The 15505-nt window shown below is 42.3% G+C and carries 10 protein-coding genes; 2 read left to right on the plus strand and 8 right to left on the minus strand.

Annotated elements, in window-relative coordinates:
- The first annotated feature begins 107 nt into the window (after window positions 1-107).
- A complete protein-coding gene (locus OC193_RS10090) occupies window positions 108-986 on the plus strand; it encodes a helix-turn-helix domain-containing protein (protein ID WP_048664698.1) in 879 nt (292 codons plus the stop codon).
- A 300-nt stretch (window positions 987-1286) separates the two neighbouring features.
- On the opposite strand, the gene OC193_RS10095 is transcribed toward OC193_RS10090, so the two are convergent.
- Together OC193_RS10095 and OC193_RS10100 are read right to left on the minus strand one after the other, a co-directional pair.
- On the minus strand, window positions 1287-2618 hold the full coding sequence (locus OC193_RS10095; protein ID WP_048659629.1) for a carbohydrate porin: 1332 nt from the start codon (window positions 2616-2618) through the stop codon (window positions 1287-1289).
- 456 nt (window positions 2619-3074) lie between these two features.
- Entirely contained in the window at window positions 3075-4673 is a 1599-nt protein-coding gene (locus tag OC193_RS10100) for a glycoside hydrolase family 16 protein (protein ID WP_048664697.1), read from the minus strand.
- Between the two features lie 547 nt (window positions 4674-5220).
- Here OC193_RS10100 and OC193_RS10105 point away from each other — a divergent pair.
- A complete protein-coding gene (locus OC193_RS10105; RefSeq protein WP_048664696.1) occupies window positions 5221-6216 on the plus strand; it encodes a LacI family DNA-binding transcriptional regulator in 996 nt (331 codons plus the stop codon).
- 90 nt (window positions 6217-6306) lie between these two features.
- Here the strand turns inward: OC193_RS10105 and OC193_RS10110 are convergent, their stop codons facing one another.
- From OC193_RS10110 to OC193_RS10135, 6 genes are all read right to left on the minus strand, one after another.
- Window positions 6307-9750, minus strand: coding sequence for a hypothetical protein (locus OC193_RS10110; RefSeq protein ID WP_048664695.1), 3444 nt, complete (start codon window positions 9748-9750; stop codon window positions 6307-6309).
- 74 nt (window positions 9751-9824) lie between these two features.
- The gene (locus tag OC193_RS10115) at window positions 9825-10814 is read right to left on the minus strand and encodes an ABC transporter ATP-binding protein (protein ID WP_017071889.1); all 990 of its coding nucleotides are present in this window, start codon (window positions 10812-10814) and stop codon (window positions 9825-9827) included.
- 10 nt (window positions 10815-10824) lie between these two features.
- Window positions 10825-11778 (minus strand): ABC transporter ATP-binding protein, encoded by a 954-nt coding sequence (locus OC193_RS10120; RefSeq protein WP_048659634.1) that lies wholly within the window; start codon window positions 11776-11778, stop codon window positions 10825-10827.
- Window positions 11778-12755 carry an ABC transporter permease gene (locus tag OC193_RS10125; protein ID WP_371957688.1) on the minus strand — a complete coding sequence of 326 codons (978 nt, stop codon included), beginning with the start codon at window positions 12753-12755 and terminating at the stop codon, window positions 11778-11780. The genes OC193_RS10120 and OC193_RS10125 overlap by 1 nt, the downstream gene beginning before the upstream one ends.
- Window positions 12756-12775: 20 nt before the next feature.
- Entirely contained in the window at window positions 12776-13750 is a 975-nt protein-coding gene (locus OC193_RS10130; RefSeq protein WP_017071753.1) for an ABC transporter permease, read from the minus strand.
- A gap of 55 nt (window positions 13751-13805) precedes the next feature.
- Complete coding sequence (locus tag OC193_RS10135) at window positions 13806-15440, minus strand: ABC transporter substrate-binding protein (protein WP_017071752.1); 1635 nt, start codon at window positions 15438-15440, stop codon at window positions 13806-13808.
- Window positions 15441-15505: the final 65 nt, after the last annotated feature.

The raw sequence follows: 15505 nt of genomic DNA on the forward strand, positions 1-15505 counted from the left end.
TTTGACCTCTCGCTCTAAAAGTTAATATTGTCTTTGTTCAAAAAATAGTAATCTTAACCACGGCGTGTAACTACCAAATAAGCGACAGAAATAGGTAAAATAGCGACATGAAAACCAAGTTTAGACTCCAAAGTCATCAGAGATATCCTCAGATCAAATTTGCCTATGTCGATGGTCATCACGATTTCGACTTTGACGTACATAGCCATGACTTTTCTGAACTTTTCTTAGTTGTGAGTGGTAGTGGAAAGCATACGGTAGCTAGCCACACTTACCCTTTAAGTACAGGAGATGTATTTGTTATTAATGGGGATATTGAACATGGATTTTGTGAAGTAAATAAACTGAAGATTGTAAACTTGATGTTTGATACGGCATTGCCTTTTTTTGAGGTACCTTCAATGCGTCAAATGCCAGGTTATCAAGCGCTTTTCAAGGTAGAACCAATTGCTCGACAAGCATCTGAATATCAAGCAAAGCTTACGTTATCACTTTCTCAGTTGAAACGAATCAATGGACTTCTACAACAAATCAAATCGGAATACGACAACGCAGAACAGGGGTTTGAAATCATATTGACGAGCACAATGCAGCAACTTGCGATAGAACTTGCTCGGCGATATCAAGAACAGACCCATAGCTTACCAAAAACAACCCTGGCATTGAGCCGTGCTCTCGCACATATTGACCGTCATTACAAAGAAGTAGGATTAGATACAGAAACCATTGCGCAAGCGGCCTATATCAGCAAGCGGCAACTAGAAAGGTTATTCAGGCAGTTTTTAAATACATCCCCAAACCAATACGTCAAAGACCTTCAAATTCGACACTCGGCATCCTTATTATTAAACGACAACAAAAGCATCCAACACATTGCTGAGTCTTGCGGCTTTTCTGACAGCAACTATTTCTCCAAATGTTTTAAGGCCCAAAATGGATGCAGCCCTCGCGAATTTAGAAAGCAACATTCTTCCCATAACTCATAACCCTTTCCCCCTTAAACCTTAAACCTTAAGCCTTAAGCCTTAAAAGATTAGATATTTCACACATAAAAAAACCGCTCCTTTCGAAGCGGTCGATGAGTATCTTTGGCAAGAACACATTTGAAACGAAACTCAAATATGGAAGACTCATAGCAATAAAAATGAAACTCTTTGTGCTGCTAGGAAAGAGCTCAACTATTGCAATAAATAGGATATCGAGAACCTTGCCCGCCCTAAAGGCAAGGCCGTCATACCACTCCCCCGGTATGCTCGATATCACTTAAGACCCGAAGGTAAAAAATTCTACCACCACATGTCAGCTTGAATACCTACAACAAAGTCACCCTCTTTACCCGTACCATCTTGCATTTCACCATCAAGGTAAGATGCCATGAAGCGAATTTCTGGAGATGGACCGAAGCCAGAGTGCACAACTAGAGTCGGTGCTACTGTTAGCTTGTAATCATAAGAATTCTTTGACTCACCATTACGGTCTTCGTAGTTGTACATGTAACCAGCTTCGGTAGCGATAAAGAAGTTTTCTGAAATTGGGAACGTTGGTCGCACCATTGCTGATACCCAGCCGTCTGTGTCACCATTGTCAAAATCGTTGTACTGGGTTTGAAGAGAGTGGAAAATATTCACACCATTTTCAAAAAAGTACCCACCCCATGCTAAAGCACGTAGCGATACATCGTTTTCATCAACAGCCTTCAAACAAGACGTACCACAGCCCGTGCCTGTCGTTAACCAACTTTGATAGTCGCTACCAGGCTTGTACGTGTTGTAAGTCGTAAGAGTACCGCCTAAAAGGTTACCTGAACCTAAGCCTTTACCAGCCTGCGCGATGTATTTTGTAAAACCTTTATCTGACAACCCAAAGACAGACTCAGTGTGAACAATTGCCGTCATTTCATAGCCATTCTCAGCGAATGCTTCTGGGCCATTACCAAAACCTAAATCGACCATATTGTCTGGCATATACTTAGCCATAGCGTGAAGCTCAACACTACCAAAGTTCACGCCAGCATGAAGTGCATGCATGATGTTGTTGCTGTCACCCCAGAAACTTGTATCGCCAGAGTCATCGCTTGCAATATAAGCAAAGTCCCACTTATTACCACCTAGCTCAACACCTTCAATACCAACACCAGTACCTGACATATCCGTGTAGAAAAAGTCGGTCATAAAGATGTAATTATCTTTACCATAAAAGCGCTTACCACCCCATACAACACCGGTTTCAGATACACCTTCAAACTCGACAAAAGTTTCTGCCATACCAATTTCGCTGTTGGTTGCATCGGCATTGGCACCAAGTTGGTTGGTTGCATATTCCGCATTGTTGGCTGCTGCTCGTGTTTTGATTCGAATTTTCTGACCACCGTCATTCTCAAAATTTTTCTGCAGTGCTACTTCAAAGTGGCTATCCGACTCAACACCCAATCGACCTAAACGCTCTTTAGATGCTGGGAACTTTGCTCGTTTAAAATCGTCATTTTCACTGAATAGAACACCAGCACGGAAATAGCCGTGAAATTCAAATCCATCCGATTTTTCGGCATATGCAGTAGGTACAGTAGACAAGCCAGCAGTAGCGACTAAACAAGCAAGGGTAAGCTTAGAAAGTTTCATAATAACTCCATGTTCCAAATTATACTTTCAAAAAGAAAGCGCTTTCTTTATTTTTCTTAAAAAAACCAATCGAACAGATTTAAAGAAGATCAAATCTAAGCCCACATTCACTATGCACTCTTAACCTTATTGGCTTTAACCGCTCAGTTGGTATGGAAAGAGTATAAATGGATCTTGTGAATATAAACCGTGATCAACCCCACCAAAGAAAGCGCTTTCTTATGCATGAGTCACAAAAATAGAGATGTTAAGTATTTTGTTTGAACAATCATGGAAACAAGTAAAATATCACTGTTCACATATTAAGGACGAATTACTCCGTTCAATCACTCAGAACCTATTTCGGAATACATCGTCGATTATCTTCCTGGAATGCTCGTCGAAATAAAAAAGGGAACATACATCGTATGTTCCCTTTATATTCAGAATTTTATTCAAACCCTTTTGTTAAAAAGCTTACTTTTCAAATCGAATATTGTCTAATTTAAAACTCATTTCTCCTTGAGGCTCAAACACTAAAAGGTTAGTGATCGTTGTTGGATCAGCTTGATTCCCACCAGCAAAACGGTTGTCTCTCTTTAAAATGTCAGCGATTGGAATACGTACCGTCTTCCATTCATTGATTGCTGATAGCGGCACGGTATAGTCACTTGTTTTCGGCCAGCCACTGTCCATCTTAACCAATAGTTCAACCCCGTCGGCCATGCTCTCAACTTTCAAGTCAAAGACCAGTTCACCCGTTTCTTGCCAATGTGTCACATCTGTTACAGGAGAACGAAAATAGATATTTCCTGATCCTTGATTCTTATTCACTTGTAGCACTGTTCCACGATCTGGTTCGGTCACTTCTTGATAGTCAACAATATCCAATGGATCATAGCTTGCATAAGCCAAGCTTGCGTTAAGAGTTTCGGTAAAAATCTCCAACGTTGGTCCATCAGCATAACTATCATCGGTTGCTAAGATCTCTGGAGCTTCGTGCCCTATCACTTGTATTGCATGTTCAGAGCGACTTGCACACCCTTTTCCTTTCCAACGATCAACCTTACAACGGTATACCTTGACCGAATCAACTAGCATTGTTTTCGGAAACAAACCTTCGTCGATGCCTTTATCATTTGCGTTCGCTGACCACGCCCCACCGACAGCCAAGTTCAATAACAAATGAAACTTTTCATCAAACGGAGCTGCTCCACTCGCATTAATGAGTTTCCCTTCTTCCGCTTCATATTGGCTGTACCAGCCCTCTTGAGTTTGAGTCGCGTAATGAATATTGTCTACATACCAACGAATTTCACCTTCTTCCCACTCAATCGCGTATGTATGGAAGCCCTCAGTAGGGTTCACACCATTTGGCAATGTCGCGGCTTGCCCTTTATAAACATTGTCTGGCCAATTTCGTCCGTAATGTAACGTCCCGTAGACCCGGTTTTCTAGAGCATCATTTTTCGCTCCCGCCGCATCTGAAAGTGTGTTTAGGTTAACCGCTTCCATAATATCGATTTCGCCAGAAGCAGCCCATGTACCATATTTATTGTCGGTTGGCAGCATCCAAATCGCGGGCCATGAACCTTGTCCACCGGGTAACTTTGCTCTGATTTCATAACGGCCATATTTGGTGTCACGCTTGTCTCTTGTACTTAGCCTCGCAGAAGTATAAGGGAGTGTTTTAGTTGCTCCGCCAATCGTACCTTCGGCATTGTCAGGCCCAGTATGACTTTGCTTCAGCGCGACAATGTGTAAAAAGCCATCTTTAACAAATGCGTTATTAGGATCATCCGTGTAGCACTGTTGTTCATTGTTCCCTCCTCCCCAACAGTTCACTTCTAATGACCAATTACGTTTATTTATTTGCTCGCCTTCAAACTGGTCTTCCCACACCAATTGCCAGTCTGAACTTAAAGTAACTGGAGCATGGGATAGCACAATCGCTTTTTCAGTTTGAGCTAAGTCAGCACTTTCGGATACCGGCAGCTCTATCGCCGTGCAGCCAGACATCAAAGCGGCAGAAATAAAAGACGTTAATATCTTTACCTGATTGGTTAGATCTTGCATTACAACTCCTTGTATCACGACTTTCTAAGCAGGCGACACGTAATATCGGAGCCCATAACAGAAAGTCGATAAATGAATAAGTCTGCGAGCATGGACCCAATATGCCATGCACGACTGTTTCAAAATGAGTATATAAAAGTGCATAGTTCAAAAAAGAGACAACGCTCACCTTAAGAAAGCGCTTTCTTGTTGAGTTTCACATTTTGCTAAAATTCGTTGTGGTTTGTGTAGATTCTCAAGAATTTTTTGACCTGATTATCTGCATAACACCCTAGAATCCCTTTTATTCTCAGGCTTCTATTTTTTCTAGCTTACAACGAAGCTCAGAAAAACAGATTCACTTTTATCACAATACAAAGAAAGCGCTTGCTTGATATTTGAACGAGTATATGGAAATATTCGTGACCTTACTTTGTATGCTTAACCTTCAAATTTAGCGTTAAGCAGTTCAGAGTTTTTAAATATTAATCATTGGATTGCTAGGCTCTTATTGATCACGAAGGTAATATAGCTTAGTTCACTCCTTGTAGAGATAAGGCCACTACCATTGATCACCATTAAAGAAGTATCTGAACTTGCTCAAGTTTCTCAATCAACTGTCTCACGAGCATTAAATGGTCACCCTACGGTAAAGGAAGCCAATCGCGAAAAAGTATTCAAAGCTATTGAGCAACTGGGCTACAAGCCTAATGCGTTTGCACAAGCTCTAGCCTCCAGTCGTTCAAATAGCATTGGCATGCTAGTTGGTTCGCTTGATGGGCCTTTCTATGGACCATTAATGCATACAGCCGAAGATACCGTTCGCCAAAATAATATTCACTTAATCGTTACAAGTGGCCAGGAATCACGAACCAAAGAGCTCGATTCTATCCAGTTTTTGCAATCTAAACTTGTGGATGGCCTCATTGTTCACTCAGACAAGCTCAGTGATGACGAACTGATCAAAATAGCGAAAGACAGTGAAAAAATGATTGTTCTCAACCGTTTTATTCCTGAGATTTCTGATCGCTGTATTTACATTGATAATGAGCTTGGTGGCTACCTTGCAACGAAGCACTTACTTGAGAACGGCCATAAAAAAGTCGCTTGTATCACAGGCCAGTTGAGTAAAGTTGATAGTAGAGATCGCTTTCAAGGGTATCGAAATGCCTTGTTAGAGTTCGGTATCGAATACGACGCAGGGCTGTTTGTAGAGGGACGCTTTGATCATCAAGGCAACCACGAAGCTGCGCGACGCTTGTTAGACCGAGACCCTGAGATCACCGCGATTTTCTGTCAAAATGACAACATCGCGCTTGCTGTATATGACGTAGCAGCAGAGCGAAACCTCATTATTGGGCGAGACCTTTCAGTCGTAGGCTTCGATAACGATACTCATAGCCAGCATATTCGTCCTCGCTTATCGACGGTCGACTTTCCAGTTCATGAGATGGGAGAAGAAGCTGCAAAAGGTGTTTTATCGTTAATTAATAAACGCGACTACCCATTGAAGCACAAACTAACCCCGACATTGATTGTAAGAGAGTCCGTGGCTAAGCTTTGATTTTTGTATATCAAGCACCCCATTTTTTACACTTAAAAGAAAGGCTCTAAGTATTCACTTAGAGCCTTTTTATTTCACTTTAAATTAGAATTAGAGTAACTGGTGCTTTGACAACACGACAACGACTTTCTCAATAAGACCACTACGAGAAAAGAGCTGTGAAGCCATTTCATGGTTTAGCGTTAACGATGCAAATGCCTCACTTGTTCCGTCTTTAAACTGAACTTCAATACCCTGTGTTGGCTCATCATTGAGTTGGTAAATAAACGGTACCTGACAGTAAGTAAAAGCCAGTTGCCCAGCCTGAACAATAAAGCTCTGCATTTGTCCTTCAATATTTTGGCAGTCAAAAGTCGCCGCTTTTTGTAAGAACTCTTTAGGACTAAGAAGTGAAGGGTTAATTACAATTGTGCCATCAACGACCTCTAGACCTAGCTCTCCAAAACGAGTAATCACTTCTTCCTTAACTTGCCCTGTCATCCCTGGCTGCTGTGCTCCAGAGTGCTTTGGCGTATGAGAATACGGATCCGTCGGAAACGCACCGTAGTTTTCCGGCGTTTTGTTGAAACCAATACCAGCTCTCACTTTGTAATAGTAATCCGCTAATTTAAGAGTTTCCTGGCTATTAGAGTCCATACTCCAAGCATGCTGATAGTTTTCTTGCACAGCTAGCAGCAACTTAGAAACCATATGCCAATAGATACAACCTAAACCTTCATAACCAAACATGGTTCCCGAACGCCCAGTAAAGGCTTTATGGTTGAATACACGCTCATACAAACTAGATACATGACAAAATTCATCATCACTAATTGACGGGTAATCGGCTTTAATTTCATCAATCGCAGCCTGAAGGAAACCTTTGTTTTCAAAGCTTGAATTGAAGTGGTAAGAACCTTTGCTGTCTTGGTTTACTAATCGGTTATCTTTGGCAACAACCATCATGCTTAACAATTTGCTCTGGTCAATGTCTTTAGCGTCTAAACAGTTTTTGTCCATAAAAGAAGCCAGCTCACGGTCAGGGTAAAGCATGAAGCTATTTTGTTCAGCACGATACATGTCACTGGCAAACAATTTATCCAACAACTCAACCGCTTGTTTAGGTGATAATAGACCCGAGCTCAATACTGCAACTTGCCCTTCTAGCATCGGGTAAAGCTCTTCAACCATTAAGCTCTCACCAGAACAACTCAAGATGTTATACGCATTGTACAAACCGTCTTCACGCAAGTTGTTTGCAATCGTAGAATCTAGGACTTTTAAGCTCGCGCCCATCAATTGAACAATCGCTTCTTTCTCAACTTTCGTTTTCCCTGAGAATCCATTTACTCGGTACACGCGCTCACGATAATTAGCAGCGGATTTAGCCAGCTTAGTCAGCATTGCTTTACGAGTTTGACGAGTGACCGTATCTTGACGAATCTCTGTATTTGCCTCTGAAACGATCTGTGTAACAGAAGACATCCACTCAAACACTTCTTTGGAAATACTGTATGACGATGGTGACTTCTCTAACAGGCGCTGCATAAAGGCAACATAGCGACGCATGTAGTACAAGGTTACCATTGAGAGGCCGTTGCCAACGATAGCGTTGTTTGCATCATTCCATTCTGGACGTTGTGTATTGAGCCAAATACCACCATCAAGCACTAAGTTACTCAATTTCGCCAACAAAGGGACGAGTATCTTCTCCATTAAGTTGACCATATAAACTTCTTGGTCACCCGTCATCAACAAGCGACCGTCACTGCCTAAGCTCTTTACACGTTGCTCTGTCAATTCCTGCAAGTCTTGGTTGAACTCTACGGTATCTTTAGGGTTATCAAAGAGGCCTTGAACTCCACAAAGCTCGTAAGGCACGTTGGCATAACTAAAAATGTCACTCTCTAGTAATTCGATAAGATCGCTTTGCTCAAATTTGTCTGCCAACTCAAGGAATTTTAATAGATAAATGATTTGATGATCGCCCCAGTAACCAATGTTACTCCAAGGATCATCCTCCTCTAACAGCTCCCAATCTACACCATCTTTAGTAATTCGATACGGATTGTAACCATCCACCGTTGAAGCATTAACAAACTTAGAGATGAATGATTTGATGAACCCTGGATAACTAAGAGCCATCGCTTCCCAGTTTTGGAAAATATCACGCCAGTTGCCTTGATAAGAAAGTAAGCGTTCGCCATTTTCATCTTTGAGCTTAATCTCATAGTGGTTCCAAGGGCGACTAGGGTCACCATGACGACGTCCAAAAGTAAGCGGTAGATACTCGTAGCTCAATCGAACTAATTGAGAATCCCCTGTCGCTTTAGCGCGCGAAACTAATTCAGAATGGCTGAAAACATCCCCTAACTGATCAAAAAAGTCTTGATGGCGGCCAGCTACCTGAGAGTTAGCCTTTTCCATAGTTTTAACTACGTCAGCCTTTTCTAACATATAGCCGTTTTCAAACACGCCACCACGCATGTTATTGAACAACACATTGGCATAATGGTGAACGCTGGTATTTTCTTCAGCTGTTATTTGCCACGCATCCGCGCCAGACATTAATGTGATCAATTCATCTTGATTATCTGCAACGCTCTTTTCTAAAGCTAGTGCTAGGTTAGCAGGAACAGAGAGCTCAGATTGAAGCTGACAGATATCGGAATGAGTCTTGTCTATATCAGCGACAATCGACCAAACTTTGGTTTGATGTGCTCGCAGCGTCAGAGACTTATGAACTAAATAGCTCCCTCTAACCCCTTTCGTTAAAGGTTCACTTTTAACCGCTCGACCTTTTCTGAACGCATTAACTTGAGCACTCGTCAATAAAATTTGGCTGCTTTCCGTTTCTAAGCTGAAGACTGTCGTCGCTAGCAAAGATTCAGCAGGGTCGGCTCTATCGCTCAATTTCGCGTACATGCTGAACAGAGCTAATGAACTACCATCAACTTGTTCATTCCACTTGTACGCATCAACTAATGCACTTCTTGTTTGAAGAGCTGATAACGGAGCGCCTGAAGGAAGTATATTTTGTAAGCCATCTAGTGCTTCGACTTTACGCTCAAAGCTCGCGAGGTTGGTCAGTTTTGAACGACGAATAAAGCCGTATTTTTCACTCGTATTCCAGCTGTATTGGAACTGTAGTTGCAAAGTATGGTTTATCTCTTCAAATACAATCTTGTCTCCAATCGTATTTTTATAAAGATTGCGTTCAACATCAAAAATACCATCATGGAATGTATTAAACGGTTCCCAAAGTACAACCTTGTCGCCATGTTCAATACGGAAGATGGATTTTGAGCCGGTGTTTTCCGCATTTTCATGAATATGGTCAACAGACTTGTAAGGAAAAAGCGCATTTTCCGGACGAATGCGTCCAGCTGAAAGGCTGCCTGTTGATGAAATAAATAACCAGTGATCGCTCGACGATACAACGCTAATAAAGAATGGCGTCATTTGGTCAACATTAGAGATTTGGTAGTAACGCTCACCATCTAAATCAACGAACTTGCCATCGACCTCTGGTGTTGAGTTGTAGTCTTGTTTCATATCAAAATTCCAAAAAATTCTTACACTTAAACTTTGAAAGCGCTTTCTTTTGCGTTTCAAAAAGGATTTAAAGTTTACAAATGATGACAACGAGCAAAATGCTCTTCTGCAATTTGAGTCGGTTCTGGTATTGATTGCGTGCAAAGTTTATCGGCTTTCATACAACGGCTTGCGAACGGGCAACCTACGCTACTTGGCTTCCAAGAAGGGATATCGCCTTTTTTCACGTTCATGTCACGCTTGCCCGATTTACCGACTTCTGGCACTGCTGACAACAACAACTGAGAATACGGATGTTGTGGGTTCTGAGTGACGTTGTCGCTATTGCCCCATTCGACCATATGTCCTACATACATCACCGCCGTTTTCTCAGCAAAATAACGCGCTGTCGCAATGTCATGAGTGATGTACATGAACGAAATACCATGCTTATCCTTCAAGTCAGCCATTAGGTTTAAGATTCCTAACCGCACAGACACATCAAGCATAGAGATAGGTTCATCAGCTAGGATAACTTCAGGGCTAACAGCAATTGCGCGTGCAATTGCGACACGCTGTCGTTGTCCACCACTTAGTTCATGGGGGTACTTCTCTGCGGTCTCTTTAACTGGTGTAAGCCCAACCATTTCAAGCAATTCATAAACGAGGTTCGGAATCGCTTCTTTTTCTGCTCGTTTATGGATAAGTAATGGTCGCGCAATATGGTGGTAAATCGTATGTACAGGATTCAACGAGCCAAACGGGTCTTGAAAAATCATTTGCACTTGGCGTGCATATTCAAGCTCACCATATTTTTCAATATAGTCAGACAGAGGCTCACCTTTGAATTCGATATCTCCAGCCGTCTTATCGTAAATTCGGGTAAGAATTCGAGCTCCTGTGCTTTTCCCTGAGCCAGATTCGCCAACAATCGCTAATGCTTCTCCTTTACGAAGATCAAATGAAACATCATTTACGGCTCGCATCATATTGCTTTTGACTGACTGGCCAAGTGGGAAATCTTTTACCAAATTCTTAACTGATAAGATAACTTCGCTTTTATCAACGTTCTTTAAAGTATTCATAATCTTTCGCTCAAACTAGGTGACAAGATACGTGATGCCCAGTCGCAATAGCGCCCAAACGAGGCTCACTTTTAATGCACATTGAAATGCATTCGCCACATCGCTCTTGGAAGTTACATCCTTGAGGTGTATCCAAAAGGTTGACAGGATTCCCAGGGATCCCGTAGAGACGTTCTTTTGGCCCATGAATAGTCGGGAATGAAGAGATAAGCCCTTTTGTATAAGGATGCTTAGGTTCACTAAATACCGTTTTCGCATCACCTAATTCAATAAGGTTACCCGCATACATCACGCCAATTCGATCAGCAATTTCGCCCATGAGGCTTAAGTCGTGACTAATAAACAGAATAGAGAAGCCAAACTTACTCTTAAGCTCATACAGTTCATTCAAGATTTCACGTTCAACCACTACATCAAGTGCCGTTGTTGGCTCGTCCATGATGATCAGTTTAGGTTCCAGCGCCAAAGCAATCGCAATAACAACTCGCTGACGCATACCTCCACTCAGTTGATGGGGAAAGCTCGACATTCTGTCGCCATGAATCCCAACCGTTCCTAACAGCTCGACCGCACGATCGTGAGCCTGTTTATAAGGTATTTTTCTGTGCGCTAGAATAACGTCCGTTAGCTGCTCACCGATGGTAATGACAGGGTTAAGTGAGTTCATTGCGCTTTGAAAAACAATAGAAACGTCATTCCAACGGAAGTCACGTAACTGCTTGTTATTCATCTTTAAAACATCCTGCCCTTTGTAGAGTATTTCACCCTCAGAGATAAGCGCTGGTGCTTTGTGTAGGCGTGATATAGCAAAAGCCAATGTACTTTTACCGCAACCAGACTCACCGGCAATACCGAGCGTTTCACCGGGCGCAATGGAAATACTAACGTCATTAACGGCTCTTGCTACGCCATTAGGAGAAACGTAATCAACACACAGGTTATTAATTTCTAATAGATTGCTCATTATAGGCCTCGGCGTTTATCTGCTTCTTTTTTAAGTTTGTGCCACAGTTTGATGTGTGGGCCCGTACGTAATTTAGGGTTGCTCACTTGGTCAATTGACATGTTAATCAATGCGAGTCCACCACCAGTAATCGCTAACGCCAATGCAGGAACCAGCATTTCCCACCACGCACCGGTATATAACGATGAAGAGGTCTGTGCCCAATACAGCATAGAGCCCCAACTCACTTCTGTTGCATCACCTAAACCTAAAATACCTAGACCAGCTTCAGAGCCCATTGCGTAGATAACCGTGCCTAGGAAGCCGCCAAAAACAATCGAAACTAAGTTTGGTAAGATCTCTACTAAAATAATGCGGATTTTTGATTCACCCATAACTTCTGCAGAAATGATGAATTCTTTGCTTCTAATTGCCATGGTCTGTGCACGAATCACCCTAGCTCCCCAAGGCCAGGAGGTTATTCCTAACAACACGGTAATAACCAGCGAACCGACCTGCCCTAAGAATGCGGCGAGAACAATCAGCAAGGGCAACTGTGGAAACACAAGAAATACGTTAGTAACGAAGTTCAAGCGTTCATCGACTTTTCCACCAAAGTAACCAGATGAAACCCCGACGAGCACTGCTATTGTCATCGCGATTACGCCCGCAGAGATCGCAACAGTAAGCGACTTTCTTGCTCCAAATAGAACCTGGCTATATACATCACGCCCGCTACGAGTAGTGCCCATAATATGCTCAGAACTTGGTGCAATATGTGGACGTGCTACGCGCTTTTCTGGATTATGAGTCGATAACACAGGCGCAAATAACGCCCCAGCTAAGACAATCGTAAGTAAAAAAGTACCTACAATGGCTGGAGGGTTACCGTAGAAAAATGCGTAAGCTTTACCGAGAGTTTTCTTTACGTTTTTCCACGACCATTTTGGCTCACGTACTGGCATATTCGGCTGGTTAGCGGTTTTTTGAGTATCCATTAAATTATCCATCATGCGCCTCAGTTCGAGATTCTAGGGTCAAGCCAGACATATAGGAGGTCGGCAATAAAGTTAGCGGTCAGTACCGCTGTCACCAAAATAAGAAGAATGGCTTGGATAAGTGGGTAATCACGAGCAACTATGCCTTTAAGAAGGATGTTCCCCAAGCCTTGGTAGTTAAAAACCACTTCGGTCATGATTGAGCCTGCGAATGAGAATCCGATTGCCATTGCAATAGCGGTCGCAACAGGAAGGATGGCATTTCGACCAGCATAGCGAGACATAACACGATAACTACTCAAGCCTTTGGCCTCAGCCATCGTTACGTAATCTTCACCCAACACATTGATCATCGCATTACGCATATTGAAGACCCATGTTGCGATCCCAACCAGGACCATAGAGCCCATAGGCAACACAGCGTGTTTAGCCACACTAGAAATAAACTCCCATGTAAAACCTGGCTCTAGCGATGGGTCATAGGTGTATGCCAAAGGTAATAGTTCGAGTTTTAAACCGAAGAAATAGAACAACAGTAACGCGGTCACGATGTACGGGAAGTTACTAATAAATGCCAAAACTGGCGGAACAATTTGTCCAAATAGCCCTTCACGTCGATACGATGCATACGTACCAATACTGACACCAATGATAAGAGCAACAATCAGCGAACCAAGCGCTAGGAACATAGTCCACGGCAGTGCCATAGCAAGGACATCTGAAACACTTACAGGAAACATAAGCACTGAAGGTCCCAGATCAAGAGTGAATACGCTTTTCATATACGCGAAGTATTGTTCGAAAACATTGCCATCAACAAAACCGTACATTTCACGAACAGCATCCATTTGAGCAGGATCCATTCGACCTTGAGCTGCAGCGAAAAGAGCATCAACAGGATCTCCTGGCATTAGGCGAGGCAACATGAAATTAAACGAGATAGCGATTAAGAAAGCGGTAAAATAGAAGCCAAATCGGCGAATTAAAAACGACATAAAAATCTTTTAACCTAGGGGCTACAACCTAAGCTGTAGCCCTCTCAAAAATAACTTACTTAAGGTGTAGATTGTTGAGAATTATTACTCTCTTACCACCGTCGTACCATACTGGCTGTACGTATGGGTCTTTTTCACTTGGCCAACCAACAATATGTTTAGTACTGTATTGGAACCAAGTTGGGTTAGAAAATAGAGGGATAAAGGGAAGGTTTTCAGCCGTAAATTCCTGAAGTTCACTCAACACTTTCTCTTGCTGCTCTGCATCACCAATTTTGCCGAAGCTGTCGATCAATGCGTCGATTTCTGGTGAATTAACACCGTGACCAGCATGCCAAGTTTTTCCGATTCGAGACGTTGAGAAGTACTCTTGGTACGCCAAGATTGGATTTGTCGCGACCATTGACCAGTTAATTGACATGGTATATTTGCTTTCTTTCAAATTGCTGTCATATACCGCCCAATCCACAGTCTTAACGTTTGCTTTCACACCCACTTCTTCAAAGTATTCAGATACCATCTGAACCACTTGGATCCAGTCGGTCCAACCGTTTACAACCTCGATATCAAACTCAACCGTTTCCCCGTTTGCTTTGTCGCGGAATCCATCACCGTTTTTGTCAACTAAGCCCGCTTCATCAAGTAAAGCGTTTGCTCTTTCAACATCGTACTTAGTTAGATAACCATATTTCTTAGATACATTTTTATCAATGTGCGTTTCGTATAGCTCACCGATGCCACCAGCATTGAAGTTTGCGGTCGGATAACCGTAAGCAGCAATATCAACGATGGTTTCACGATCAAGAGCCATAGAAAGTGCTTGTCGTACTCTTAGGTCATCAAATGGCGCTTCTTTGGTATTTACGTAAAGGTGGATAGCATCATTCGCTGGATACCAAAAATGGTTATTTTCTTTATCCATATCGACAAATGTTGATTCAACGTCAGCAATAAAATTTGAACCCCAATCAATCTCACCTTTGATTAAGGCAGGTTGGATCTGAGAGTTGTCATTGTAAGAACGGAAGTTGATGCAATCTAAATAAGGTCTATTTTCTAAATAGTAATTTGGGTTTCGGCACAGCTCCATCTGTTGCGGTTTAATGTATTTAACCGTCGTCATTGGGCCACTACCTACCGGGTTAAGGTTGGTAAACGTTGTCAGCTCTTCAACTTTCGACCAAATATGCTTTGGTACAATATGGTAACGCTCTAAGTTCCAAGCAAATGTAGAATCCGCTTCCGTCAGCTCAAACACGACGGTTCGCGCGTCAATAGATTTGATTTCTTTTAAATTACCTGAAGACCAAATACCTTTCTGGTCAAAAGCTGGTGCCTCTTTAGTCAACATAAAGCTAAAAACAACGTCGTCTGCAGTTAACTTTGAACCATCAGACCACTTCAAATTCTCTCGTAACTTAAGCGTCAATGTTTTCAGGTCAGTTGAATACTCAACCGACTCAGCCAGGCGATAATCAACATCACCTGTCATGTTGTTGAATACGACCAATGGCTCAAACATTACCCCATGCAGCAAGTCTTTAGTTGTATAAGGGTTAAAGTTTTCAACAAAGCCAGTATTGATAATTGGCACCGTTAGTGTGCCACCCTGCTTAACTTCATCTGCTTGTACAGAGGCTCCGAATAAAGCTCCAATGGCGAGCGAAGCAATCAATGTCTTTTTGTGCATCACGTTGTCCTTTTAATGATAATAACCAGAAAGAAAGCGCTTTCTTTTAACTTTAAAAAAAGGGG

This window comes from Vibrio crassostreae (assembly GCF_024347415.1).
GTDB lineage: Bacteria > Pseudomonadota > Gammaproteobacteria > Enterobacterales > Vibrionaceae > Vibrio > Vibrio crassostreae.

Coding starts and splice junctions, on each gene's coding strand:
- OC193_RS10090 (WP_048664698.1), top strand. CDS start 108: ATGAAAACCAAGTTTAGACTCCAAAGTCATCAGAGATATCCTCAGATC.
- OC193_RS10095 (WP_048659629.1), bottom strand. CDS start 2,618: ATGAAACTTTCTAAGCTTACCCTTGCTTGTTTAGTCGCTACTGCTGGC.
- OC193_RS10125 (WP_371957688.1), bottom strand. CDS start 12,755: ATGGATACTCAAAAAACCGCTAACCAGCCGAATATGCCAGTACGTGAG.
- OC193_RS10120 (WP_048659634.1), bottom strand. CDS start 11,778: ATGAGCAATCTATTAGAAATTAATAACCTGTGTGTTGATTACGTTTCT.
- OC193_RS10100 (WP_048664697.1), bottom strand. CDS start 4,673: ATGCAAGATCTAACCAATCAGGTAAAGATATTAACGTCTTTTATTTCT.
- OC193_RS10110 (WP_048664695.1), bottom strand. CDS start 9,750: ATGAAACAAGACTACAACTCAACACCAGAGGTCGATGGCAAGTTCGTT.
- OC193_RS10115 (WP_017071889.1), bottom strand. CDS start 10,814: ATGAATACTTTAAAGAACGTTGATAAAAGCGAAGTTATCTTATCAGTT.
- OC193_RS10130 (WP_017071753.1), bottom strand. CDS start 13,750: ATGTCGTTTTTAATTCGCCGATTTGGCTTCTATTTTACCGCTTTCTTA.
- OC193_RS10135 (WP_017071752.1), bottom strand. CDS start 15,440: ATGCACAAAAAGACATTGATTGCTTCGCTCGCCATTGGAGCTTTATTC.